The organism is Candidatus Tisiphia endosymbiont of Mystacides longicornis, from assembly GCF_964031095.1.
Taxonomy (GTDB): domain Bacteria; phylum Pseudomonadota; class Alphaproteobacteria; order Rickettsiales; family Rickettsiaceae; genus Tisiphia.
In genome coordinates this window covers 1,603,195-1,629,059 of the sequence record NZ_OZ035004.1, presented here as the reverse complement: position 1 = coordinate 1,629,059, position 25,865 = coordinate 1,603,195, and the positions used below count along the sequence as shown (strand labels likewise).

Sequence of the window (25,865 nt, the reverse complement as noted above, 5' to 3'; positions counted from 1 at the left end):
TATAGTATATGGTCAACATCATTGCGAGTAAGACCGTAGGTAGACTAGGTAATCCACAAAAGTAACCAAAAATCTCTTCGTCGACTCACGTCTCCTCACAATGACACCGGTTATTTTTTGCAACTTTTAAACTGCCATGATGACCTTTAAAACCTTTTCCTTTTCTAACTTTCAACAGTTGTGGAGGCTTATCCCCGACAGTCTCCTAGCCTTAACGAATTGATAAGGGCGGAGATTAAGATTATAAACCAATATCAACTTTTATAGTTTCTATTTTTTCAAGTTCTCTTTTTATATTAGTCTTTATTTCTTCGATTTTACGATATTTTTTTGCTATCTCCTGTTGTTTTGGTAAATCAAATTCACCTGCTGTAGTAATTGGAATTTTGACTTCAATATTTCTTGTTCTTTCTATGGTTGGCTTATATTCCCAATTAAAGTTATTTTTATCTAATGCTTTTTGTAATTCAAACGATAGATATAAACAATCAAGATTATCACATTTTGGGATATACAATCTTGCATCTCCATTTATGCTAAATTTATGTTTTGACCTATAAAAAACTGTGCCAGCATATCCATTAGTAGTAATCTGGATAGATTCCACCTCATGATCAAAATGATTTATATAACCTAAAACACCATCTTGTTTGGTGTTTGCTGAGTAGACAGGATACGAACCTTCATGTTCTTTAATATAAGTCTTAGTGTATTTTGCTATTCCCTTTTTTATATTAAAAATATCCTCTATTTTGATACTTTGGCAACGTCCGATTTCATTATCAAATTTATAAAGAACGCTATCTTGCAATGATTTACTAAATTCATTACAGATCATTCCTAAATCCCTAATTATATCGCTAAATTCACCAATTGAAACCATTTGGTTTGTTTCTCCAATAGCTAATTCAATTTTTTCTTCTTTACTCCACCATCTTTCTACAGACCAATTTTTACCACTGTCAAATTCATTTATCAAAACTATCTTACATCTCTTATCATGATTAAGATTTGCAAAATACTTCTTATTACCCTTAAAAGCGTTATACAAATTAACAGCTTCTTTTAAGTCATCTTGCTCAATATCAAATCTATTTACATCTCTGCTTTCACCAATTTCACTAACTAAATAGGTGAATACTGGATCAGTCTGAATATCAGAAATATCGAATTTTTTTGTAATCGCTAAAATATAAGTCTTTTTGGTTGTTGTAAAAAATGTCTTTAATGGCAAAGAAATAATTGCATCAATATAGCAACTATCTAAAATATATTGCCTCAAATTTTTATCGTTCTGTCTATTAAAAATTCCATCAGGAATAACTATAAAAGCCTTACCACCTTTCTTAAGAGCTTTTATAATCCACTCCATGAAAAGCCCCTCAATACCCATGGCATTTATCTTATAATAATTTTTTAACGTAGTATTTTTAGCTATCTCTTCTTTTAAATTACTACTACCACTTGTTACATAAGGTGGGTTTGTTAAAATTAAGTCATATTTTTCTTCTTCTGCTTCTGAAAGCGTACCAAGTATCGAGTTTGTTTTTAAAATAAAACTCTCATTAAATATTTTGGCAAATTCCCTAGTTAATCCAATATTATCTTTTATCAGTTCACAAAAATAAATAAGCATATTGGCTTTTGCTAAAATGATGGTTTTCTGCTCATCTTTATCAAAACCCTTATCAAAACCAACTATTTTAACTTTTTGTATTATTTTATTGTTTTCAACTTTAAAGAGCTTATCAAGATCGTTCTTTATAAATTCTAATGGAAATTTTCCCACTCCGCAGGCTGGATCACAAATAGTCATTCCTTCTTTTAGCTCCCCTTCTGCCATTTCATTGATAGCACGGACAACTTTAATCGGAGTAAAGAACTGCCCCCAATTCTTTTTACTGATACTTTCTTTTAAAAAACTCTCGAATAACTTACTTTTAAAATCATGGTCAATATGTTCAAGTTTTCCATAATTTTTAAATTTTTGTAGAACTTTTTTAAAGACTATTCCGTAACCATCAACAGCTTTTTGTTCTTTGCTGATAAATATGCTACCATTTATTATGGTGGTCTTGTCTAAAGCATTTTCAGGAAACAGCTCTTTTATTTGTGGTCTGATAATATTTGCATAATGTTGTAAAACTGTATTAGTTTCATTGCCTTCTTCATACATCCCAAGTAAAGTGTAAAAATTATAAGTACCTTGCAATATTTTTAAATCACTTAAATATTTGAATATAAATAATTCAACAAATGTGTATAAGCAATTATCAGGGGTTGCACCGCTAACACTCCAAACATCTTGCCATATTTGTTTTGCTAAATCTGTTGGATTGACTAGTTCTTTTGGTAAAATTCTATCATTTTTCTCATTTATTGATTGTATTGTTTCATTGATAACTTTTGGTAAGTTTATATCTTTAGAATCAAAAGGATATTTAAAATCATTAGCTTCTTCGGTTTTCACGGTATTACCAGTAGCAACATTAAACCATACCGTCTCTTTGGTATCAGTTGCAATAATTAATTTTGTTTTTAGTTTTTTGGCAACCTCAATTTCTTGCAGAATGGCATTATTTTTTTTATCCTTGGTATTAAAATGTTCAGGTGATTTAAATTCCACAATAGCAATAACTTCTTTTTGTTTGGTGATAATGGCATCAACTCTCTTGTTTGATACATTCCCATAGTCTATACTTCTTATTATATCAGATTTTTTTAAAGCACTAATAGTTGTTGAACCAATATTATAAAAATTCCAAGTCCCTATTTTTTCAGGATTCTTGATTAAATCTCGTTGCAGAAGTTCTTCGCTCATAATTAAATCATCCAATTATTCAATAACAATTTAAAAGCCGCGTTATTGTTCCTTTAATTATATCCAAAACAAAACCCATCAACAATAGATACTTAAGATATTTGTCAAAAAGATAATTGCTGGTGCTGTTAGCTTATTTATGCTACACTTTCTTAAAGCAAATATTTATAGTAATTCTCAAATATAATATAATAATATGACCTTTAAACTTTCTGATCTTAATACAACAGTTAAAGATATTAGTACCATTCAAGGTAAAAATAAGCCGCCAAGAATGCTAGTAGGTACGGATGAGTTCTATGACTTGGTTGTTAATAGTGATGTATTTGTTGATAAAAGTCTAATGATTCAAGAATTACTAGAGGACAATGGTAAGGTTATCCTAATCACCAGACCAAGACGTTGGGGTAAGAGCTTGAATATGAACATGCTCCAGAAATTTTTTGAGATAGAGGTGGATAAGAGAGGTACGCCTTTACCTGAAGAAGATAGAGTTAATCGCATTCTCTTTACCGGTGGGGAAATCAATTTAGGTATTAAAGGAAAAAGGACTTTAGAGCCTTTAAAGATTAACGGCAATGAATATGCCATGACTCAACAAGGTCAATTTCCGGTGATTTTGCTCAATCTTAAAGATGTAAAAGGTAGTAGTTATCAAGAAATAGAACTAGGTATAAAGGATCAAATTATAGAATTATTTGCAAGTCATCATTACTTAAATCATCATGTAACAGAAGATACAGGACTATTAAATAATGCCCAAAAAGAAAAACTAAGGAGATATTTTGATGGGAAACTTGAGAGAAATGACTTAAAAGATAGTTTACGGGTTTTGAGTGAAGTGCTGTACAAACATTTTGGTCAAAAAGTTTACATATTGATCGATGAATACGACACGCCGATCAATAGTTCATACATTAAGTTTGGTAACAAGCCAGAAGAATTTGAACAGGTACTTGAAATGTTTCGCGGGATGTTTGGCAGTAGTTTAAAAACTAATCCTTACTTAGAAAAAGGCGTAATAACCGGCATATTACGGGTTGCTAAGGCTAATTTATTTTCGGATTTGAATAATGTTCGTGAATATACTCTGCTAGATGAAAAATTTGCTAAATTTTATGGTTTCACTCAAGCAGAGGTTGATGAGTTATTAACCAAAGTACCACTTGACACAAGTCCTGAACAAATTAAAGCTTGGTATAATGGCTATAGTTTTGGCGGAGAAATCATCTATAATCCATGGTCAATTATGTTATGCCTAGATACTAGAGGTAAGCTTGATCATTATTGGCTTGATAGCGGTGGCACTGGGCTTGTTGATAAAGCATTGTTATCAGATGAAATACAAATTGATATCCAACAATTAGCTAGCGGTAAAAGTATCATCGCACCTATTACCAAACAAATCAGTTTCAGCGATATTAATACGCGAAGTGGGTTATTTAGTTTGTTATTATTTAGTGGTTATTTAAACCCAACAGCTATCGAACCTGCAAAAGATATCTACGAATTATCAGTGCCTAATAAGGAAGTAGAATATATATATGAAACCAGGCTATTACAATGGGTGAGTAGCAAGTTACAAATGGATAGTTCTTTATATTATTCTTTTGCTAGTTTATTGCCGGCAGGCAAAATAGAAGAATTTAAAGAGAAATTACAAGAGTTATTACTAAATGCTACTAGTTTTCATCAAACTGGCGAGAAAAAAGCCGAGCTATTTTATAGCGGCTTTATGCTAGGTTTAATTAACACTTTATCTCCTGGCTATGTCATAGATAGTGAGAGAGAAACAGGCAGTGGTAGAGCTGATATTATATTGCTACCTAAGGCTGGGAAGCAGAATAATGCTATTATTATTGAATATAAAATATGCAAATCTCCTGATATTTTAGAATCTGTTGCCAGAGAAGGGCTAGAGCAAATAGCGAAAAAACGATATGAGGCTAAAATAAAAGAGTACTCCCATGTTCAAAAAATCATCAAAATTGCTATGGCTTTTTGTGGCAAGGAAGTAGCACTAGAATATCAGATTGATGTGGTGAATCTTTAAACTATTTAATATATAAATACAAGAATCCTAAATAATAACAATAAATTAATATTTCTTTAGGTTTTTGTAATATATACGGTGATATTAAATCTTCCAGGAGGAGTCAATAATGCTTTCTAAGCAAAATTCCTATATATTACAAAAATCTGAGGAAATAAGTTATACTTTATTGTACTAAAATTGTTGTGATTATTTTGTTATTTTATTAAAAAATTAACAATTTTCTTAACTTTTTTATTTGCACAAGTTATAACTTTCATTCATCGTATTAAAAATAGCTGTCAAAATGGTTTGTCATTTATTGATTTAATATTTTGGTCTGTTTCCTATATCTTTAGCCTTACATATAAGGTTTATTTGTAAAGATTATAGGTTTTTACTTTACAAGTTTATAAAATATCGCTATGAAGTTAGCAATTATATCCAGAGTAAGAAAATTGGATTAAACTACTAGAAATTATTTAGAATAATTTAATATTAATTAAATTTATGAGGTAAATGATTATGGCTACACTTAAAGAAATTATCGAAGCCCTGCAAGTAGGCGATGATCTTAAAGAAATAGATTTGAGATTCAGCCAGATAGGAGATGAGGAGGCGAAGGCATTAGCCCAAGCCTTAAAAAATAATAAAACTGTGATAATAGATTTGGGTGCCAACCAGATAGGTGATGAGGGGGTGAAGGCACTAGCACAAGCCTTACAAAACAATAATACTGTGACGACAATAAATTTGGATAACAACCAGATAGGCAATGAGGGGGCGAAAGAACTAGCACAAGCCTTAAATCATAATAAAACTGTGACAACAATAAGGTTGGGTGACAACAAAATAGGCGATGAGGGCGCGAAGGCACTAGTCCTCGCCTTAGAGAAAAATGATACTGTAATGCAACTAAGTTTAAATAACAACAATATAAGCGATAATTTAGTTAACCAAATATATGATATTATATATGTAAACAACATGTATGCTACTATAGATGTAAACGAAAATGTAAGTAATCTTGACCATTCAGTGACAAGCATAAAATTTAAGCACAACAAGAATCAGATAGGAGATAAGGAAGCAAATGTAATAGCCAAAGTCTTAGATAAAAATAAAACTGTGACGACAATATATTCGGAAAATCAGATAGGCGATGCGGGGGTGAAGACGATAGCACAAGCCTTACAAAACAATAGCACTGTGACGATACTAGCGTTACGATGCCAGATAGGCGATGAGGGGGCGATAGCACTAGCACAAGCCTTACAAAATAATAAAACTTTGAAAAAGCTAAATTTGGGGTGGAACCGGGTAAGCGATGAGTTATTAGAGGATATAAATAAACTATTAGAGAGAAACAAATTACAAGCAGAAGAATTATCTAAGAAGATCGAACAAGGAGTAGATTTTGAAGATAATATAAAAGCAGAAGAGAAACAAGAAAACTTCGAAAAAATACAACAGCGTGAAAAACTAGAGACTGTTATGCTACTAAAATTACAGAAAATGCAACAATCACAACAAATAGAACATAGTTCAGGAACAAAAATTATTAGTAATCATAATCTTAAGTTGTTATTGTCTAACGTAAGTAATTCCGCTGAATTGTATGAAGCATTAGAGAGTTTGTTAATTGGAGATATTGAACCTCTATCAGAAGGGGTTTAGGAATTTATTACAAAAACCTAAAGAAATATTAAACTGATTGTTATTATTTAGGTTTTTGTATTTATTAGAGATTAGTGTTAAACCATAGACAATTTGCCCAATTTTTTGTTGTGGATATCTAGTACTACAGTTGTAGATTGAATGTGAGTGTTCACGGAAAAAAGGTTAAAGTATAAGATGTCATTGCGAGGAGGTTGCCAGACCGACGAAGCAATCCAGGAAAGTGATTAGAAATGGATTGCTTCGTTGACCTTACGGTCTCCTCGCAATGACGCTTGGTGATAAGGTTTTTATTCATCACAAAAAAATCGTGAATGCTCACATCTAAACTACAACTGTAGTACTAGGTTCTGTTGACAAAATTTTTAACGTAACCATATTAAAGCTCCAACGAAATTTAGAAAAGCTAAAAAAGTGGTTGGGGCTTTATCAGACCTAGAAAATAACCCCTTATTTTCTAAGCTTTCTACAAACGCACTACTATCATATCCTTTATCGCCTATCACCGTCGTATTCTGAACATCTTTAGTAAGATTTTCAGCCTGAGTGATATCATTTCTTTAACCAGTAGCTAGTATAAACTTCAGTGGCATCAACGAGGGCATAAATTTTAGTACTAAAACCACCTTTACTTCTATGCAAAATATAGCAAAATTGAAGAATGGTGAAACCGAAGGGATTCGAACCCCCGACCTAGTGATTAGGAATCACTCGCTCTATCCTGCTGAGCTACGGCTTCTCTTGTTACTATTTTAAAGAATAAGTATTATATCAAAATTTTTAACAGTTGCAAGCATGCGATATGAAATCGAATGGATTGACAGGCTTATTATTAAGCCAAATTTCAAAATGCAAATGCTCTCCCGTACTGTTACCACTATTACCTTGCACTCCGATAATCTGACCTTTGGTAACAATATCTCCTTCTTTTACGTGCATTTTTTTTAAGTGAGCATATTTGGTAATAAATTTATCTGAATGTTTTATTTCTATTAAATTTCCATAAGAACTTTTTCGCTTTACGGTAATAATTGTTCCATTAGCAGAGGCATAAATGGAAAAGTCTTGGTATCCTTTTAAGTCTATTCCGCAATGAAATTTTTTTTGTTTCTTCCTAGGATGTTTACGCATGCCATAGTGACTAGTAACCTTTACATTATATTGTGGTAACATTATAGGAATAGCAGTAGTTAGCTTATCTAATTGTGCCAGCTCTTTAAGATTATAAGAACTATTTTTATTACTAGCTTTTTGAACAAGTTGTAATTGTTCTGGGGATAAAAACTTATACTTACAATTTAATTTTATCAGCAAATCTTTGATCTTAGTTGATTTAATCATTGCCTGGTTATTAATTGCTTGGCTATTAATATTCTTAGAGCCAATAGCTTTAAATTTTTGCAAAAAAGCCTTGTTATATTTGTCATTATTAATAACAAGACCAAAATTTTTTGCATAAATGCAGTCATTTTTACTTAGTGCTGCTAAATTATATTGTATAATTAAAGTGCCGTGATTCAGTTTGTAATCTTTTTGTAATTGCTGTGCCGTGACGTTTAAAAATGTCTTATTGACAGATGAGGTGCTACATCCTTGTAGGAATAATATTATAGTTAATAATAATATACAGGACTTAAGCATCTATATCCTTATAAGATTTGTTTACATAACCTAAGAAACGATTGCTTTTTATACCAAAGATAAACAGGTATTCCGCTTAATACAAATGAGATAGCTTTTATTGTAACATTTAATGGTGTTTCATAAATAATCCATAGGCAAAAGGCAATTGATCCTAGGGCAATTAACCATTGATATGTTGAAGATTTTTCTGATTTTGTTAGTAGTAATTTTAAAAAAGCTACGCTACAGGCTAGATATACAAATAAAAAAGAGATAACGGAAAAATCAATTATTTCGGTAATTTGTTCTGATAAATCTTCATTGGTTGTACTAATCAATAATAATAATATTCCAATACAACTTATGATTAAACTCCAAATTGGAGCACCATTTTTATTTTGTTTAGCAAAAAAAGATGGCATTAAACCGTCTTGGGCAAGTCCCAAAGCAATTTGTCCACTGATTAGTACCCAAGCATTTAACGTTCCAATACAAATAATTGAAGCAATCAAAGAAATAAGTAGATGCCACTGACCACCAAAAATTATTTGGGTGGCATCTACATAAGGAGCTTTAGAATGTATTAAGTCTTCTGGTGGGATTAAACCAATTATTCCAACACTATTAATGAGATATAAAATAGCAACACAAAGCGTACCTATTACTACAGCTCTTGGTATTGTTTTTGATGGATTCATTACCGAACCAGCTTGAGCAGTTGCTGATTCTAAACCAATGAAGCCCCAGAATGTTAATAATGTTACCTTACCAAGAATTTGAGAAAAAGTTAAATTAGTTATTTGCTTATCCATAACAAAATTATTACTATCAAACTGATATAATGCCGCAATTGGTACTACTATTAATGGAATGAATTTTAGAATTGCTAGTATAAACTCAGCTCGCCCTGCTACTTCCACACCTTTAAGGTTTAGCAACATAATAGCAAATAACAATAATATCTGCAAAATTAAGATCACAAAACTATTATTCACCCCAATTAAAGGTGTTAAATATGTAATAGCTGAAATAACAACTACAGCCGTACTAACCCATGAAATAACCCAATAAGTCCAGCCGGTAAAAAATGCTACATCATTACCAAAAGCCTTTTTTAAATAAACATGGGGTCCACCTGTTTGTGGGAATCGGCAACAAAGTATAGCAAATAACAGTGCTAAAATTATAGCACCGCAGGAGGATACTACTCCTCCAACTAAACTAAAAATACCGTATGGTGCTAAACTTGCTGGTAATATTAAGACACTGGTGCCAATTTGACTACCAATAACTAAAGCAAAAACTGACCAAAAACCGAGCTTTTGTGACATATAATCCTGAACTGTATGTATAAACCCTGAACTGATTTCATGGGGTAATAATCACAAATTGTACATAAAAAAATAAAAACTTGAAAATTGATAAATCAATTACTCAAGTTTTTGTAAGCTATATACTAAATAACACTATTGAGTACTGGTGACCCCTACGGGACTCGAACCCGTGTTTTCACCGTGAAAGGGTAACGTCCTAACCACTAGACGAAGGGGCCATAAACTCTTTAAGCTCGTCTATTAACTCTTTAATTTGCAAGGAGTATATTCGAATGATTTAAGAACTAGTATCGTTCAGTTTATACAGTATTCACGAAATATTGCAAGTATGATTTTATCGTTTCTTTGTCTTTTTTCCCTCAGTAGGTTTATTGAACCTACCAATATTCTTTACAAATTTCTGTAGCCCGTTTAATTCTGTACCGTAAGTTTTCGTATATTCTCCCATTATATTTATATCATCTTTATGCGAATCATTAAGTACTAAAACCTCCTCAATTACATCTTTTTTATTAAAAGCAATTTTTATTATTTTTTGTTCAATTACTTTTGGCTCAAACCAGGCTCTCCTAGCTAAAGAACGTTGAACATAATACCAAGTATTAGGAGTATAATCGGGTATAATTGTTGGCGTACCAACTAAATCTTCTACTTCCGATTTGTTAAGCTTTTTTTCTTCAAGTGTAGTTAATAAATTATCATCAATATACTGCCCCCTTGATTCTATAGTTTTACAACTACACAATGTGAGTAATATAGATGAAATAAGAAAAGTTTGAATTATAATGAATTTCATAAATTTTATGTTTAAAATACCTAGATTTTGTAATGGAAGTATAATATACTGCTATATCGATTTGACAAATACTTTTTATTCTAAAGTGTAATTTTTAAGAGGCTATATGGCAGTTCCAAAAAAGAAGACATCAAAATCAAGACGCAATATGAGGCGTTCTCACCTTGCACTTGGTAAAATTAATGTAGTAATAGATTCTCAAACAGGAGAATATAAGCTTCCTCATCACATATCTTTAGCTGATGGCACATATAATGGTCGTCAGGTTATTGTCCAGAAGCGAGAAAAAGATGAAGAAGTAGCATAAACCACAATGACTTGTAAAATTCTGGGGTGTGGTGCCTATTTGCCGAAGCGTATTCTCAGTAATGCAGAATTATCGCTATCAGTTGATACTAACGATGAATGGATTCATTCAAGAACCGGTATATTACAAAGACATATCGCGGCTGATGATGAATATACATCACATTTAGCTATTAAAGCTAGCCAAAATGCTATAGATGATGCTGGATTAAATCCAGCATCTATAGATTTGATAATTACCTGTACCACTACTCCGGATAATAGCTTTCCTTCTACCGCCTCTAAGTTACAAGGTTATCTAGGGCTTGGTAATGTACCTTCATTTGACCTACAGGCGGTATGCTCGGGGTTTATATATGGTTTACATGTTGCCGACTCTTTGATCAAATCTAGAAAATATAAAACCATATTATTAGTTGGTGCTGAAAAAATGTCATCTCTAATGGACTGGAGCGATAGAGCTACTTGTATTTTATTTGGTGATGGTGCCGGTGCGGTAATTTTGCAATATAGTGATGATAACTCCGGTATAATAGATAGTAATATCTATTCGGATGGTCGTTATCACGATATTCTTTACACTGATGGTGGTGTAAGTAGTAATGGCAAAACCGGTAAAATAAAAATGAAAGGACAGGAAGTTTTTAGACATGCAGTAGAAAAGATGAGTAAGATAGCTGAAGAAATATTGCATAATAATAATTTTACCATAGATGATGTTAATCATTTTATTCCACATCAGGCAAATGTAAGAATTATAGATGCCGTTGTAGATCGACTAAAAATCGATCCGAGTAAAGTAGTAAAAACGGTTGCAAAACATGCTAATTGTTCGGCTGCTTCAATTCCTTTAGCTCTTGCTTCTCTAAAATCTTATGGCAATATTAAAAAAGGCGATCTATTGCTTTTTACGGCTATTGGTGCTGGAGTAACTTGGGGTTCGGCTCTAATCAGATGGTAAAAACAACAATCTTCTGGTTATCGCAGGCATCCTTCTAGGCTCTGTGAACAAAATTTAAATTGTTTAGATTTTGACTCTTTTTAGCTGCAAATTATAAGATTTTTTTAAAATAGAACTAACTATTCCGGCAAAAATCTTATTAATTTTCGCTTAAAAACACTCAAAATCTAAACAATTAAAGTTTTGTTCACAGAGCCTAGGAACCTACTTGTTATTTTTCTCTACGATTTTTAAGCTTCGGTGCGGAATCTAAGACCCCTACTTTCGCAAGGGTGACATCTAACTTTTTCGTCATTCCCGCTTCGGTGCGGAATCTATAACTCGATAATCAAGTTTTTTTGCAGATTTGAATAAAATATAGGATAATGGTTGTCATCCCTGCGAAAGTAGGTATCTAAAAATGCCCTGAGGTATTATAGATTCCCGCTTACGCGGGAATGATGGTATGGACGAGTGAAGCGAAATATGCTTTACTTGTACGGAGTCAGCTGAAAAATAGTTTTCAGCTGCTCCAAATTAAATAATAATTTAATTAATAGGTCCATACCATGATAAATAATAGCATAAAAAATACTATAATAGGAATAGATTTAGCAAAAAATAGTATGCACTTGGTGCAAGTCGATCAAAATGGCAAAAAAATAGGTTACCAAAAAGTTACAAGAGATGAGTTAATAGCCTATTTAAGCAATCTCGATAAAAGTTCATTGGTAGCTATGGAAGCATGTGGAGGAGCTAATTATTGGTCACAGGAAATTGCTAAGCTTGGTTTGCAAGTCAAACTAATGAAAACAAAAGATGTAAAAGTTTATGCTACATCGAAACAGAAAAATGATTATAACGATGCGTTAGCAATATGCAAAGCGGCTCGTGATCCAGAATTAAAAACTGTGCTACTAAAAAGCAAGGAGGAACAAGATATAAAATTCTTGCATAAAATTAGAAGTAATACGATCAGAGATCGTGTGCAAAAAACTAATTCTACAATATCAAGTTTATGTGAATATGGCTATAATACAAAATTAAGTAAAAATAAATTTTGCAAATCATGTAGGCTGGAGGTAGAGTTAGCGTATAGTAAAGGTTATATAAATTCTGGGATAAGGTCAATTTTACTTTTAGAATGTAAAGAAATTGAGGATTTATGTGACAAAGAAAAAACTTTAGAAAAGCTGATTATCAGCAATAATAAGCAAAGTGAGAAAGCTACTAGGTTGCAGACAATTTTTGGCATTGGAGCAATCAATGCTAGTTGTTTGAGTGTAGCCCCAATGGAAAGTTATCCAACCCCGAGGGATTTTGCTGCTTCGCTTGGTTTGGTACCAAAGCAACATAGCTCAGGAGATAAGATAGTTTTAGGAGGGATTACCAAACAAGGAGATAGATATGCCAGAACTATGTTGATTCAAGCCGCAAGGACAATAGCAATAAGAGCAAAAAGTGATAAGGAATCAAAAGATAAACTAGTGCAGTGGGCAGTGAAGAAATTTGCTGAAAATAAATCATATAATATTATATGTGTTGGTTTAGCAAATAAGTTATACCAAATCACTATCTATTTAATAATATAGATGCTATAGTGTGTTATTTAAGATAGTATAGTGTTAATTAAGATGTCTAGAGGGTCACGGCGGTCTGATGAATAAAAGTTAATGATATTGTAATAATAAAGTTTTTGCAAAAAGTATAGAAATGACGTAAGAATCTCTAAATAAGATAATTATTTTTAGGGATATTGATGTTAAAAGAAAAAGAATTTGTCAAGAGTTTTGCAGAACATTTTTGCGATATTAAAGAACATAGACAAGAGAGTAAAATAGCCTATCCGTTAATAGAATTATTGTTTTTAGCGGTAGTAGCGGTTGCAGCAAGGGCAGAGAGTTGGGAAGAAATTGAAGAATTTGGTAAAGCTCATATTGATACTTTAAGAGAATATTTACCCTTTAAAAATGGCACTCCTAGTGATTGTACTATTAGAAGTTTTATTACTAGATGTGATTCTAAGCAATTAAATAATGTGTTAATAAAATATTTTAATCATGATTTAAACGAGAAACATTATGCAATAGATGGTAAGACGCTTAGAGGTTCAAAATGTAAAGATAGTAGAGCATTGCATTTTTTAAATGTCTATGCAGTTGAATCAGGGGTCACTTTATTTGGTCAAGCAATTGATAGCAAAGACAATGAAATCACAGCTATTCCAGAAGCAATAGAATGTTTAGATATTAAAAATGCAATAGTTACTATTGATGCCATGGGGTGTCAAAAAAACATAGCCAAACAGATTGTAGAAAAAGAAGCTGACTATATTTTAGGGTTAAAGATGAATCATCCTGGATTGTATAATGAGGTTGAAAAGTTCTTTGAGTCAGATGTAGCTAGGTTTCTAGAAACAGATGTAGCAGAAACTTATGATAAAGGACATGGTAGAGTTGAAGAAAGAAAATGCTGTGTAATACGTGATGTTAAAAAAATATTTGGTTATGAGCAATGGGCTGGTTTGAATTGTGTTATTCAAGTAAAAAGAAAAGTAGTTGAAAAAAATAAAGTATCAGAATCAGTAAATTATTATATTAGTAGTTCTAATAATTCCGCTGAAGCGATGTTAAAAAGCATAAGGTCTCATTGGGGAATTGAATCTATGCATTGGGTACTCGATGTGGTATTTAATGAAGATGCGAGCAGCATACGTCAAGGCAATGCTCCTGCAAATATGGCTATTATCCGAAGGTTTGTATTGAATATTTTAAATAGAATAAAGACCAAAAGAGAGACCAAACCAAAAATGATGCTTACTATGGGTTGGTCATCAAATAACTTAAAGCGTTTTATTAATGCCTTAATACAATTTAACTAATTGTTCATCAGGTCGCCGTGTCTAGAGGGTATAAGGTATTAGAAGTTAATGTAGAAGAAGTGAAACAATTAATGAATGAAGCAAAGACTAAAGAAGAATTTAGACGTTATCAATCAATCTATCTAAGAGTGAGTGAAAAAATGCCGACATCATTGATTGCTAAAGTTACAGGATTATCAGAAAGTCATGTTCACAGAACCCATAGTCAATGTCGGAAAAAAGGCTTAAAGGCACTATGTAGCAGGAAGAAAGGTGGGAGATACAGAAGTTATCTAACTCAAGAGCAAGAACGTGAGATGCTTAAAAAGATAGAACAGAATGCCGTTAATGGTGGGATAGTAGAAATTAGCAAGGTGCATAAGATTTTTGAGGAAACGGTTGGTAGTAAAATAGCACGTTACACAGCTTATAGGCTGCTTCATAGGCATGGGTGGCGTAAAATTGCACCAAGACCATACCATCCTAAACAAAAGAAGGATGCGGTAGAAACTTTTAAAAAAAGTGGCCTGATATGGTTAAAGAAGCAAGAGTATCAGCAGCAACTGAAGGCAAGGAATTAAAGATATTCTTCCAAGATGAGGCACGTTTTGGTCGTATAGATTCATTAAGGCGTTGCTGGGTTCCGGCTGGAATCAGGCCTTTACTTAAGAAACAAATTATTCGTGAATATACTTATACTTATGGGGCAATTTGTCCATTTGACGGTGCTAGTTGTTTCCTTATTTTGCCTTTAATGAACCAAGATTGGATGATGTTAATGCTACAAGAAATGGCAAAGCGTTATAAGGATAATTTTCTTTTAGTAGTATGCGATGGAGCTGCTGCACATAAACTCGATAAAGAATTATTACCTAATAATATTAAACTAGCTTACTTGCCACCATATAGCCCACAATTAAACCCACAAGAAAATATATGGGATGATATGAGGGAAAAATTCTTTTATAACCTAGCTTTTGATTCAATGAATGCTATAGAAAATCAACTAATCACAGCATGTAATTATTATGAAAATAATCCTGCAATTGTCAAATCTATATGTGCTTGGAATTGGATAGTATCTTGTTAATTAGATAGTGATTTGGTATTAGCAAGGATTGCTTATGCAGTAGTCACCAATGGTAGCGAATATGTTGCAAATTAGTTTAGTGGGAAAAAAAGAAGAAACTATGTCAACTAAATAAAAATTGGTAATTGATAAATATTGTGAGTAAAGAATAGTAACAATAAAGAGAACGAAAGTTAAAGAGTTAATGAATAAGTATTCTGAATAAAATCCGTAATTATGTCGAGGCTCTAGAAGCCGTGGGAATGAGAGGTCACTCAAGGATATTTATAAGAATGCAGAAACCATTATGGCATTCGATGCCGAATATATGACCGCTTCCTTTGTGGCTCTATTTTTTTATTTTCTTTCTTGACAAATTCACTCGTCCATATATGACAAAAAAGTGTAGTTGTCACCCCTGCTTTGGTGCGGGGTCTAGATTCCGCACCGAAGCGGAAATGACAAGAGGAAATGGGAATGAAAAAATAATGAAAACAGCTATTAGTGGATGATAAAAATCTGTTATATTTATAGCTATAAATGAAAATGTTAATAAAAGAGTATTTTATGATAATGAATAAAATCTTTACCTCTGAATCGGTGTCTGAAGGACACCCAGATAAAATTGCTGACCAAATTTCTGATGCTATTTTAGATGCAATTATCACTCAAGATCCTAAATGCCGTGTTGCATGTGAGACTTTAGTGAAAACTGGTATGATTTTAGTAAGTGGAGAGATTACTACAAATTCTTGGGTTGATATAGAGCAAATAGCACGTGATACAGTAAGAGAGATTGGTTATAACGATCCAAGTCTTGGGTTTGACGCGGATTCTTGTGCTGTTATATCCGGTATTACCAAACAATCAGTAGATATAGCTATTGGTGTGGATAACCAAGATGAGGATATGATTGGTGCTGGTGATCAAGGGATGGTATTTGGTTACGCTTGTAATGAAACAGAAGTTCTGATGCCAGCTCCAATATATTATGCTCATAAATTAGTTAAGAGGCAAGCTAAATTACGTAAGCAAGGAATTTTGCCATGGCTTGGTCCAGATGCAAAATCACAAATTACTTTACGATATCAAGGCAATAAGCCGATTGGTGTTGATACGGTTGTATTATCAACTCAGCATTATAGCCATGTAACTCATAGCCAGCTAGTAGAAGCAGTAATGGATGAAATTATTAAACCAGAACTACCAGCAGAATGGATTACTAAAGACACAAAATATTTAATTAACCCTACTGGTAGATTCGTTATTGGTGGACCTGTAGGAGATTGTGGGCTTACTGGTAGAAAAATTATAGTAGATACTTATGGGGGAATGGCTAGGCATGGTGGTGGTTGTTTTTCTGGCAAAGATCCAACAAAAATAGATCGCTCTGCTGCTTACATGGCTCGCTATATTGCGAAGAATATTGTAGGAGCTGAGATAGCAGATCGTTGTGAAATACAAATATCCTACGCAATTGGAGTGGCAGCTCCTGTATCTATTTTTGTTAACACTTTTGGTACTGGTAAACTAACTGATAACGAAATAGCAGAATTAGTAAATGAGCATTTTGATCTAAGACCAGGTAGAATTATAAAACAACTCAAATTGCAAACTGCTTGTTATCAAAAAACAGCGGTATATGGGCATTTTGGTAGAGAAGATCAGAATTTTGCTTGGGAACAACTGGACAAAGTAGCGTTACTACGTACTGTTTCACTAAAAAAATGACACCCATGAAAGCTGATTTAATCATAATACAACCGATCGAGATATTTATATGGAAAATAATAAACCACCAAGAATGAGGGTAGGTACCGATGAATTCTATGACCTGCTAGTTAATAGTGATGTATTTGTTGATAAAAGTCTAATGATAAAGGAATTGCTAGAAGATAGTGGTAAAGTTATCCTAATTACTAGACCAAGACGGTGGGGTAAGAGCTTGAATATGAACATGCTGCAGAAATTTTTTGAGATAGAGGTGGATGAGAGAGGTACGCCTTTACCTGAAGAGGATAGAGTAAATAGCAAGCTATTTACTGGTGGTACAGTAGATTTAGGATTTGACGAAACTAAAGAGCTCAAATCTTTAAAGATTGTTCATGACGCAAGTAACATGAAACGTCAAGGTCAATTTCCGGTGATTTCCATAAATTTTAAGGATGTTAAAGGCAGTAATTACCAAGAAATTGAAAGTGGGATAAAAAATCAAGTAACTAATTTATTTACAAACCATCGATACTTAAAGCGTTATATAACAACAGATGAAAAATTACTAGATGAGGCACAAAAGGAAAAGTTAAATCGATATTTTACAGGAAAGCTTGATAAAGAAGACTTAAAAGATAGTTTACGGGTTTTGAGTGAAGTATTGTACAAACATTTTGGTCAAAAAGTTTATATATTGATCGATGAATATGACACACCGATCAATAGTTCATACATTAAGTTTGGTAACAAGCCAGAAGAATTTGAACAGGTACTTGAAATATTCCGCGGGATGTTTGGCAGTAGTTTAAAAACTAATCCTTATTTAGAAAAAGGCGTAATAACTGGCATATTACGAGTTGCTAAGGCTAATTTATTTTCGGATTTGAATAATGTTAGTGAATATAGCTTGCTTGATGAAGAATTTTCTAAGTTCTATGGTTTTACTCAAGCAGAAGTTGATGAATTGTTAGCAAAAGTACCAACAGCAACTAATCCTGAACAAATTAAAGCTTGGTATAATGGCTATAGTTTTGGTGGGGAGATCATCTATAATCCATGGTCGATTATGCAATGTTTAGCTCATAAAGGCAAGCTTGATCATTATTGGCTTGATAGTGGGGGGACGGCTCTTGTTGATAAAGCATTATTGTCAGATGGAATGCAGGAAGATTTACAGAGCTTAGCTGCCGGAAAGGCTATTATCTCACCGATTGTCAAACAAATTAGTTTTGCTGATATCAACAAGCCAGTAGGATTATTTAGCTTGTTGTTATTTAGCGGTTATTTAAACCCTGTTGCTAAAAAACCAGAAGAAGATATTTACGAATTGTCGGTACCAAATAAAGAGGTACGATATATATATAATGCCAGAATGCTCCAATGGGTAACTGATCAGTTACAAATTGATCATTTTCGATATTATTCTTTTGCTACTTTGTTGCCGGCAGGTAAAATAGAACAGTTTAAAGAAAGGTTGCAAGAATTATTACTAAACGCTACTAGTTTTCATCAAACTGGCGAGAAAAAAGCCGAGCTATTTTATAGTGGCTTTATGCTAGGTTTGATTAATACCTTAGCTTCCGACTACATAATAGACAGTGAAAGAGAAACCGGTAGCGGTAGGGCGGATATTGTGCTACTACCCAAGATAGGTAAAAGTGACAATGCTATTATTATTGAATATAAAATATGTAAATCTCCTGATATTTTAGAATCTGTTGCCAGAGAAGGGCTAGAGCAAATAGCAAAAAAACGATATGAGGCTAAAATAAAAGAATACTCCCATGTTCAAAAAATCATCAAAATATCTATGGCTTTTTGCGGTAAGGAAGTGGCTCTAGAATATCAGCTATAGTTTAATATTCCAAGGAAGTAGTTTTATCTATTATTACTAGGTTTTTGCCTAATTACTGGTGGTTTCGTTGGTGCCTTTGTTGGTGAGATTGTGGATAATTTTGAAGTGCTAGAAGGGGTTTTTCCTTGCCTAACCTTTTGTAGACTTTGTCTTAATCTATCTGTCCTTAATTCTTGTCTCTTTTTAAATGCTACTAATGGTTCATTTAGCTTCTTAACATCTGCTTGCACTTTCTCTAACGGCATTTGTTGACTCTGCTGTTTAGTAGTATCTTGAATTTGTGGTTTACCAAGGAGTCCTTTAATATTATCAACAATAACCTCTATAATAGCGTTTATAATTTTTGCAAACCAACCTGTTGTTTGTTCAGGTTTGGTCATTGATGGTGGCAAAGTGTCTTTATCTCTCTTATCGGATTCAGACGGTTCCCTAATTACCGGTTCTGGCAATGCTGCAGGAGCGTTAGTCTGTAACTTATTATCCTTTGAGCTGGTAGCTGCTTTATTAACTGCTTTTTTTATTGGTTTTATCGACTGAGACTGTTTAATCTCATTATCTTTTAATTTTTCATTTAATTTTCTAATTTTCTTTTGCGGTTTTTCGGCAGTTTGCTTTTCAACAATTTTTGTTGAATCTTTTAACTTTTTCAGTCTATCCTCTAATTCTTTGACAGTTGGTATTGGTGCAGGATTTTTTAACGCTTCTTCCGTAGGTCTTGGATCTCTTATAGCCTTAAGCCTATCTGCTAATTCTTGATCTTTTTGTTTGCCTAATGCTGCACTTTTCTTATCTAAATTCACTTCAGATTGCATTTGTTCTAGCAATTTATCTACTTCCTGATCGGAAACGGAACCAGCCATCCTATCTAATGAATCATTGAAGATATCTCCCACTTTTTCAAATTTAGATAATTCTTTATCTAAATCATTAGATACTTTTTCAAATTCTTCATTAATATCACGTTTCTCAGACATATTATAACCAGTTAGTTATTGAATATACTTGCGTATATTATAATATATTCTGTTGGTTCCTACTAGCAATTTTACTAAATACATATTTTTTTAAGTTCTTATGCTTGTAATGTTGTTGCTTTTGTGATATACATATTATGCTATAATGGGTGGTTTTTAATGCCCATACAACAAGTTCTTCCTTCTCTCCCATTATCCAGCAGTTATAGTCAATTATTTTAAACTCTGCACTATAACTTTGCTTCTTTACCTCGAAAAACACAACCACAAATCTTGCATTTATATCTTTGCACCCCATCTTGTAAACCATTCTTCACTATGTTTTCAAATTTGTATGTTTTACATTCTTTCCATTCCCCTGAGATTTGTTCTCCTTATTGCTATTCACTTATCATACTCTAGCAATATTTTATTTCATATACTCAAATGATTTGAAGAGTATACCAACTGTTTCTAGGCAACGCCTGACAAGTTACTGATGAGTTCTTGACAAAAGGGTTGACTTTATATATATTACGACTTGCCTATATGTTATAGATATTGAAAAGGGGGTGTAGCTCAGTTGGTTAGAGCGTCTGCCTGTCACGCAGAAGGTCGCGGGTTCGAGTCCCGTCACTCCCGCCATTCGGTACAAGTTGTCGTTTTTTCAAAAATATCGAACGGGAAACGTAGAGAGGTCTCAAGTTTTTTGCCCCTCAGCTTGAGGTTCTGAAATACGAAATTTATCATTTTGCGTTTTTGGGGCATTTCAGAACCTTTGAAGGTTTCATAGGCTTCAGATGCTAGAGTTATTAGCGTTGTAGCGGTATCAGTAAATTTATCGTCTGCTTCCTCATAAACTTTAATTAAACGAGCAATTTCATATTGGCGATCTTTTAATTGTTGTTTTTTTCTTTGAAATTCTTCTGTGCTAAGTTCTCCATTGAGTCGCAAATCTATTAATGAATTTAATCTATTCTCATTTTCGGTATGTTCTTTCTTTAAAGCAGCTGTTGCTTGCCCATGCTCATCTTTCTTTAGTTCATTTGTGTTTTTTAAATAGGCTAGAGTCTCTTTTAGCATTTCTGGGTCTCTTATACCTATTCTTTTAAAAACCTCTTCTACCTGCTTTAAAACCTCATCTTCTCTTACATAAATCTTTTTGTTTGGATTCTTTGGATCCCATGTACCTAAATAAGTCCATTCGTCCACTTTGCCATCTGAATATGTTTTGCTGTGAGTTTCAGCTGTTACAACTTTACCAGTTACTGCACAGGTGATTAATCCTCTAAAAAGAAAATCCTTACCACCATATTTAAAAGGCTTCTTCTTCCACCCTAAACGTACATCTTTACATGCCATAAAAGTCTCTTTTGTTATAATTGCTTGGTAACCATGTGACCACATCTCTCCTTTTACTCTCATTTCACCATAATAGAAAGGTTGTTGGATCATTCGATGCACTACTGTTTTATTGACGTAGCAATTGTTTTTGCTTCTAAGACCAAGCTCCTTAGCTTTTTCAGTCAAATAATTAAGAGTATACATTCCTGTTGCATATTCTTCAAAGAGTTTTTTTATGATAGAACCTCTTACAGGATCGAGAATTACTATACTGTTTCCTTTTTCATCTCGGCTATTTAGGTAACCAAGAGGGGCTGGTCCTATCCACTCTCCTTTACGCAATTTATGATCTAGGCTTCTTTTAACGTTATCACTTAAACTATCAACGTAAGATTGTGCCATCAATACGTTCATCCCCCACATTAGCTTTGCATGAGACTGAGAATCTTTATCTATTATGTAACCTTCTGTTCTAAAATGTAATTCTATCTTACCAGCTTTTATTGGTTCTTCTAGTAATGAAATTTCTGAGATTCTTCTTTGTACTCGATCTACTTTATCAGCAACTATAGTAAATCAAATTGAATTAGGTGACAAAGAATGCAGAAATAGCTTTAGATAATGTACCAATTTCCGCTATTTTGTTTCGAATCCATCGCTTCATATTAGCCCAAAATTTTTCTATTGGATTTAAGTCTGGAGAATATGGGGGTAAAAAAATAACTTCACAACCAACTGATTCTATTAGCTCTTTTGTCTTTTGAGATTTATGAAAACTAACGTTATCCATCACTACAACCTGTCCTGCTGTTAACTCTTTAATCAAAAATTTTTCAACCCAATTATTAAATAGTTCTGTATTACAAGTTTTATTAAAAACAAAAGGGGCTATTGGTTTGTTATTTACTAAACCAGCTATTATATTAGTCCTTTGATAATGCTTCCCACTCTTCTTGCCAATCAATAATTCTCCTATCTTACCCCAACCTCTATCTTGGCAAATTGTCATATCTATCCCACTTTCATCAAGATATACTATTTTATCTTTATCATATTTACTGATCTTTTCTAAATAATCAGATCGTTTCTCTGCACTTGCTTCCAAATAGCTAAAGGTTTTTTTTTATAACTAAATCCTAACTTTTTTAATATATTAGCTACTTGAGAACCTGTAATTCCAAAATTCTTACCAATTTCTTGTAGCTTACTATTAGGGTTATTTGTTACGAAATATTCCAATGCTTTTTTATCAATCTTACTTTTAAATCCTAGTCTAGCTCTTGCCAGCACTGTTCCTTCTTTTCTTCTCCTTACGTTCCAACGGCTAATTGTATTTTTATGTATAGCAAATATTCTAGCAGCAGATTCTTGACTATTACCTTTTTCTATATAATTTATTACTTTTTCTCTTAAATCTTGACTATATGGACTTGTTGACATTTTTTCCTTTATTTATACCACATCTTATCACCTAATTCAATTTGATTTACTATATAGCAATTGTTTCTCTATGGCTTTTAGCAAATTTGATCATCTTTTTAAATTGTTTGCGATCACCTCTGCTTGAAGATTCGATAATTTCAAAAGTTTCGATAACTTCAAGATTTTTACGTTGGCAATATTCTACTAATCTATATTTTTGAGCTTCAATTGAATACCCTTCTTCTTGCTCCCTTGTTGAAACACGAACTAAAATTATTGATTTTGTTGCTTTGTCTGGCATATTTTTCCCTTTGATAAAAGTATTATGCATTCAGAGATAGATTAAATACTGGACGAGTCAAGTTGAGTTTGCATTAAATTATCCAAGTAACCTCAGTATTAGAGCCAAGTGTAACATTTCTTTTTCAGCATTAATAATTTTTGCTTATTGTAAAAATAATTGTTTTAACTCGTAGCAAGAGTAACTTTATCAAGTGGTTTATCATAGATACCCCTATTTATCTATTTTAAGGCTATTACACGGCTTTTTAGTGTTCTTATGGTAGGGAACAGTTTTTTAAATTATTACGCTCTAAGTCTAAATATGGGCTTTTTTATTTATATGGGGTTGCTTTAAAATAGATAAGTTAAAAACTTAACTGAATGCCACTATTTACATCGATCCCTTTTATTGATATTCTGTATCAGATATGATACAATTGAGTCATAACAAATAAATTGTAGTGATCTTATGGCAGCTAAACGATTATTAGTGTCTTTAGACGAGAAAATATTTGATGAAATTGCAGGTCTTGCTAAAATCAACAATGAATCCCTATCTAAAGTAGCAAAAGACCTTATTATAACTAGTCTAGAACTTCAAGAGGACAAAATATTAGCTAAATTAGCAGATGAAAGGATAGGTAATACTAAGGAATGGATTCGTCATACGGATGTTTGGAAATAAATGTATAATCTTCTCTATTCAGATCAAGTTATACATAAAGATATCCCTAAGCTTTCTACACCAGTTAAATATTTAATAAAGATAACCATTGAAAAAAAGCTATTATCTGATCCAATAAAATTTGGTAAACCTTTAAAACATAGCTTCAAAGGTTGCCGCTCCCTCAGAATTGGTGATTATAGAGTGATTTATCAAATAGTAGATACAACAATTAATATACTAGTAATTCAACACCGCAAAGATTGTTATAATAATTCATAACAACAAAACTACTATACCCTAATACCCTCAAACTTATAGGTCATTGCGTTTATAGACTTACTTTGTCTATATTAAGGAGCTTAAATTACCTCTTTATTAATCCTTTCCAAGCAAATTTTTTCTGTCACTGTTTTTAATTTTTTAACTCTATCAATAAGGTAAAGTAGCTGTTCTTTAGTTATTTTATAATCTTTGTTATAGCGAGCTTCAATATAAGCCTGTTCAAGTAATCTAAAACATTGCCTTTGCTCAATACTAGAATGAGGAAATATTTGCCATAGTTCTTCATTGTAATTTCCAGCTATACTACCTAGTTTTCGTATATCGTGCAGTTTCGGTTTATAACCGGAAAAAACTAACAGGATAGCATTATAAAAACTTTCGGTAGCTTGATGAAGTAAAAAGGCTGAAAATGGATAATTACCTCTTTCTAAAGGATATCCACATTCTAAAAAAAACTCTGCTCCTTTTGTAAACCAGTACTCATAATCTTTTTCAGCTATTTGTCTTCTTTCTGTCCAAGGTAAATTTTTAGCTTCTGCCAGCTGAAACTCGCCACTATCATATAAGAGTATTCCTTCTTTCTTAATATCAGAAAAGAAATAATGCCCCTTCTCTAACTGGCTATTTACCGTCTTGATTGATTCTAGTACCAAAGTTACCCATAACTCAAAAGGATTTCTTAATGATTTTTTTTCCAACCTTTTTTCTATTTTATCTTCTATTGCTAACCCTGCAAGACCGGCATGTTTGCCTTTCTTCATGACTAACATAATATCGAGATCACTTTGATAGCTATAGGTAATGTGACCTTTTTTATACTCATCTTGTACCCAATCTCCTCTAGCGTAAGAGCCAAATAAAATAATCATCGCAATCTTGTGCTTTGATACAGCGAGAATTTCTTTGACGATATTATCAAGTCTTTCTTGAATTATCACGGAGCGTTCGGGTAAAACAGTTTTCATATATTTGTAATGCAGCTATCTATAATACAGATTACTACAATTGGCATAGATATTGCAAAAAGAATTTTGCAAATTCACCTATGTACAAAAATCTCCCCTATAACATTTAGGCTTTTATTTGAGTACCGTGATATTGTTGCAAGCAAAACATGATCTTTTTTGGTGTAATAGATACCTTTTTAACCACATCAATATATTCACTATTAAAAAAAGATAAATATTTTTAAAATTATACCTCCAGTTTTTTGTTGTGACTTTCTAGAGTCTCAATTAACAGCTCTTGTACTTGATAACTAATATTTGCATTTTCAAAATCTGTGAAATCTATTATTATTTTGCTTGTAATTTTATTATTAGACTCTAGAAGTCCCACCAGTGTTATTGCTCCATTGTCAGTAATATTATTATAGCTAAGGTTTATTTGGCTGATGGTTCTGTTAGTTTCCAAAGCTTTAACAAGCTGTACAATTCCAACATCACAAATAATATTATTATTAAGACATATTTTCTTTATAGTGTTATTATTCTTTAGAAGTCTTGCTAGTATGATTGCTCCTTTATCACTAATGTTATTGCTACAGATATCCACTTGCTTTATAATTTCATTATTTGTTAGAAGTCCTGCCAGTATATCCACTCCCTCATCACCAATATCATTGCCTCTAAGACTTATTTGCTTTATGGTTTTATCATTTTCTAGAAATTCATCTAGTATGATTAGCCCTTGAACCCCAATGTTGTTATATTCAATATCTATATTAATCAAACTATGATTATTCTCTAACAGTTTGATAAGCAAACTTAGTCCCTCAAGGTCAATATCGTTGTCGCAAAGACGTATTGCGGTTATAAGGTATACTTGCAGCAAAACTGCATAACTTTATCTAATTTTTTTGTTAGTATGAATTTTTTATACATTTGGGT

Annotated in this window: 26 protein-coding genes and 3 tRNA genes; 13 read left to right on the top strand and 16 right to left on the bottom strand. The window is 32.6% G+C overall.

What is annotated here, in order from left to right:
• Positions 1-241: 241 nt before the first annotated feature.
• On the bottom strand, positions 242-2,821 hold the full coding sequence (locus ACQH6S_RS08280; protein ID WP_425360446.1) for an N-6 DNA methylase: 2,580 nt from the start codon (positions 2,819-2,821) through the stop codon (positions 242-244).
• Positions 2,822-3,017: 196 nt separating this feature from the next.
• On the opposite strand from ACQH6S_RS08280, the gene ACQH6S_RS08275 reads away from it, so the two are divergent.
• The gene (locus ACQH6S_RS08275) at positions 3,018-4,874 is read left to right on the top strand and encodes an AAA family ATPase (protein WP_425360445.1); all 1,857 of its coding nucleotides are present in this window, start codon (positions 3,018-3,020) and stop codon (positions 4,872-4,874) included.
• A 504-nt stretch (positions 4,875-5,378) separates the two neighbouring features.
• Complete coding sequence (locus ACQH6S_RS08270; RefSeq protein WP_425364521.1) at positions 5,379-6,530, top strand: hypothetical protein; 1,152 nt, start codon at positions 5,379-5,381, stop codon at positions 6,528-6,530.
• A gap of 365 nt (positions 6,531-6,895) precedes the next feature.
• On the opposite strand, the gene ACQH6S_RS08265 is transcribed toward ACQH6S_RS08270, so the two are convergent.
• The 6 genes from ACQH6S_RS08265 to ACQH6S_RS08240 all read right to left on the bottom strand — a co-directional run bounded on the left by ACQH6S_RS08265 (position 6,896) and on the right by ACQH6S_RS08240 (position 10,283).
• Positions 6,896-7,036 carry a hypothetical protein gene (locus ACQH6S_RS08265; protein ID WP_341748759.1) on the bottom strand — a complete coding sequence of 47 codons (141 nt, stop codon included), beginning with the start codon at positions 7,034-7,036 and terminating at the stop codon, positions 6,896-6,898.
• A 156-nt stretch (positions 7,037-7,192) separates the two neighbouring features.
• Positions 7,193-7,269, bottom strand: a tRNA-Arg gene (locus ACQH6S_RS08260).
• A gap of 41 nt (positions 7,270-7,310) precedes the next feature.
• Positions 7,311-8,171, bottom strand: a complete 861-nt coding sequence (locus ACQH6S_RS08255) for a M23 family metallopeptidase (protein ID WP_425360443.1) — start codon at positions 8,169-8,171, stop codon at positions 7,311-7,313.
• An 8-nt stretch (positions 8,172-8,179) separates the two neighbouring features.
• On the bottom strand, positions 8,180-9,484 hold the full coding sequence (locus tag ACQH6S_RS08250) for an APC family permease (protein WP_425360442.1): 1,305 nt from the start codon (positions 9,482-9,484) through the stop codon (positions 8,180-8,182).
• A 146-nt stretch (positions 9,485-9,630) separates the two neighbouring features.
• Positions 9,631-9,705 (bottom strand) — tRNA-Glu (locus tag ACQH6S_RS08245).
• Positions 9,706-9,821: 116 nt separating this feature from the next.
• Positions 9,822-10,283: an outer membrane protein assembly factor BamE gene (locus tag ACQH6S_RS08240; protein ID WP_094649450.1), complete on the bottom strand. Its 462-nt coding sequence runs from the start codon at positions 10,281-10,283 to the stop codon at positions 9,822-9,824.
• Between the two features lie 106 nt (positions 10,284-10,389).
• Here ACQH6S_RS08240 and rpmF point away from each other — a divergent pair, with 106 nt between their 5' ends.
• The 8 genes from rpmF to ACQH6S_RS08200 all read left to right on the top strand — a co-directional run bounded on the left by rpmF (position 10,390) and on the right by ACQH6S_RS08200 (position 19,026).
• Positions 10,390-10,590 (top strand): 50S ribosomal protein L32, encoded by a 201-nt coding sequence (rpmF, locus tag ACQH6S_RS08235; RefSeq protein ID WP_094649449.1) that lies wholly within the window; start codon positions 10,390-10,392, stop codon positions 10,588-10,590.
• 6 nt (positions 10,591-10,596) lie between these two features.
• Positions 10,597-11,550: a beta-ketoacyl-ACP synthase III gene (locus tag ACQH6S_RS08230; RefSeq protein WP_094649448.1), complete on the top strand. Its 954-nt coding sequence runs from the start codon at positions 10,597-10,599 to the stop codon at positions 11,548-11,550.
• Positions 11,551-12,098: 548 nt separating this feature from the next.
• Positions 12,099-13,121, top strand: a complete 1,023-nt coding sequence (locus ACQH6S_RS08225; RefSeq protein WP_425364520.1) for an IS110 family transposase — start codon at positions 12,099-12,101, stop codon at positions 13,119-13,121.
• Between the two features lie 167 nt (positions 13,122-13,288).
• Entirely contained in the window at positions 13,289-14,410 is a 1,122-nt protein-coding gene (locus ACQH6S_RS08220; RefSeq protein ID WP_425364493.1) for an ISAs1 family transposase, read from the top strand.
• 17 nt (positions 14,411-14,427) lie between these two features.
• The gene (locus ACQH6S_RS08215; RefSeq protein ID WP_425360100.1) at positions 14,428-14,970 is read left to right on the top strand and encodes a helix-turn-helix domain-containing protein; all 543 of its coding nucleotides are present in this window, start codon (positions 14,428-14,430) and stop codon (positions 14,968-14,970) included.
• Complete coding sequence (locus ACQH6S_RS08210; protein ID WP_425360101.1) at positions 14,922-15,479, top strand: IS630 family transposase; 558 nt, start codon at positions 14,922-14,924, stop codon at positions 15,477-15,479. The genes ACQH6S_RS08215 and ACQH6S_RS08210 overlap by 49 nt, the downstream gene beginning before the upstream one ends.
• A gap of 549 nt (positions 15,480-16,028) precedes the next feature.
• Positions 16,029-17,189, top strand: coding sequence for a methionine adenosyltransferase (metK, locus tag ACQH6S_RS08205; RefSeq protein WP_204839956.1), 1,161 nt, complete (start codon positions 16,029-16,031; stop codon positions 17,187-17,189).
• 49 nt (positions 17,190-17,238) lie between these two features.
• Positions 17,239-19,026, top strand: coding sequence for an AAA family ATPase (locus ACQH6S_RS08200; protein WP_425360440.1), 1,788 nt, complete (start codon positions 17,239-17,241; stop codon positions 19,024-19,026).
• Between the two features lie 23 nt (positions 19,027-19,049).
• On the opposite strand, the gene ACQH6S_RS08195 is transcribed toward ACQH6S_RS08200, so the two are convergent.
• From ACQH6S_RS08195 to ACQH6S_RS08185, 3 genes are read right to left on the bottom strand one after another with little or no spacing between them, the layout of a single operon-like run.
• Complete coding sequence (locus ACQH6S_RS08195) at positions 19,050-20,000, bottom strand: hypothetical protein (RefSeq protein ID WP_425360439.1); 951 nt, start codon at positions 19,998-20,000, stop codon at positions 19,050-19,052.
• A gap of 37 nt (positions 20,001-20,037) precedes the next feature.
• On the bottom strand, positions 20,038-20,268 hold the full coding sequence (locus ACQH6S_RS08190; RefSeq protein ID WP_425364519.1) for a hypothetical protein: 231 nt from the start codon (positions 20,266-20,268) through the stop codon (positions 20,038-20,040).
• On the bottom strand, positions 20,231-20,317 hold the full coding sequence (locus tag ACQH6S_RS08185) for a transposase-like zinc-binding domain-containing protein (RefSeq protein ID WP_425364722.1): 87 nt from the start codon (positions 20,315-20,317) through the stop codon (positions 20,231-20,233). The genes ACQH6S_RS08190 and ACQH6S_RS08185 overlap by 38 nt, the downstream gene beginning before the upstream one ends.
• 230 nt (positions 20,318-20,547) lie before the next feature.
• On the opposite strand from ACQH6S_RS08185, the gene ACQH6S_RS08180 reads away from it, so the two are divergent.
• A tRNA-Asp gene (locus ACQH6S_RS08180) sits at positions 20,548-20,624 on the top strand.
• Here ACQH6S_RS08180 and ACQH6S_RS08175 read toward each other — a convergent pair.
• The 4 genes from ACQH6S_RS08175 to ACQH6S_RS08160 all read right to left on the bottom strand — a co-directional run bounded on the left by ACQH6S_RS08175 (position 20,613) and on the right by ACQH6S_RS08160 (position 23,046).
• The gene (locus ACQH6S_RS08175; protein ID WP_425364518.1) at positions 20,613-21,725 is read right to left on the bottom strand and encodes a recombinase family protein; all 1,113 of its coding nucleotides are present in this window, start codon (positions 21,723-21,725) and stop codon (positions 20,613-20,615) included. The two genes, ACQH6S_RS08180 and ACQH6S_RS08175, sit on opposite strands and share 12 nt — an antisense overlap.
• A gap of 184 nt (positions 21,726-21,909) precedes the next feature.
• On the bottom strand, positions 21,910-22,428 hold the full coding sequence (locus tag ACQH6S_RS08170) for an IS630 family transposase (protein ID WP_425364377.1): 519 nt from the start codon (positions 22,426-22,428) through the stop codon (positions 21,910-21,912).
• Positions 22,392-22,763, bottom strand: coding sequence for an IS630 transposase-related protein (locus tag ACQH6S_RS08165; RefSeq protein WP_425364376.1), 372 nt, complete (start codon positions 22,761-22,763; stop codon positions 22,392-22,394). The genes ACQH6S_RS08170 and ACQH6S_RS08165 overlap by 37 nt, the downstream gene beginning before the upstream one ends.
• A gap of 49 nt (positions 22,764-22,812) precedes the next feature.
• Entirely contained in the window at positions 22,813-23,046 is a 234-nt protein-coding gene (locus ACQH6S_RS08160; protein WP_425364517.1) for a recombinase family protein, read from the bottom strand.
• A 450-nt stretch (positions 23,047-23,496) separates the two neighbouring features.
• Between ACQH6S_RS08160 and ACQH6S_RS08155 the strand changes: the two genes are divergently transcribed.
• Both ACQH6S_RS08155 and ACQH6S_RS08150 read left to right on the top strand, forming a co-directional pair.
• Positions 23,497-23,712 carry a hypothetical protein gene (locus ACQH6S_RS08155; RefSeq protein WP_341751182.1) on the top strand — a complete coding sequence of 72 codons (216 nt, stop codon included), beginning with the start codon at positions 23,497-23,499 and terminating at the stop codon, positions 23,710-23,712.
• Positions 23,713-23,973: a type II toxin-antitoxin system RelE/ParE family toxin gene (locus ACQH6S_RS08150; protein WP_341755541.1), complete on the top strand. Its 261-nt coding sequence runs from the start codon at positions 23,713-23,715 to the stop codon at positions 23,971-23,973.
• An 80-nt stretch (positions 23,974-24,053) separates the two neighbouring features.
• On the opposite strand, the gene ACQH6S_RS08145 is transcribed toward ACQH6S_RS08150, so the two are convergent.
• Both ACQH6S_RS08145 and ACQH6S_RS08140 read right to left on the bottom strand, forming a co-directional pair.
• Positions 24,054-24,941 (bottom strand): HEPN domain-containing protein, encoded by an 888-nt coding sequence (locus tag ACQH6S_RS08145; protein ID WP_375331676.1) that lies wholly within the window; start codon positions 24,939-24,941, stop codon positions 24,054-24,056.
• A 229-nt stretch (positions 24,942-25,170) separates the two neighbouring features.
• A complete protein-coding gene (locus ACQH6S_RS08140; protein WP_425364516.1) occupies positions 25,171-25,809 on the bottom strand; it encodes a hypothetical protein in 639 nt (212 codons plus the stop codon).
• Between the last annotated feature and the right edge of the window lie 56 nt (positions 25,810-25,865).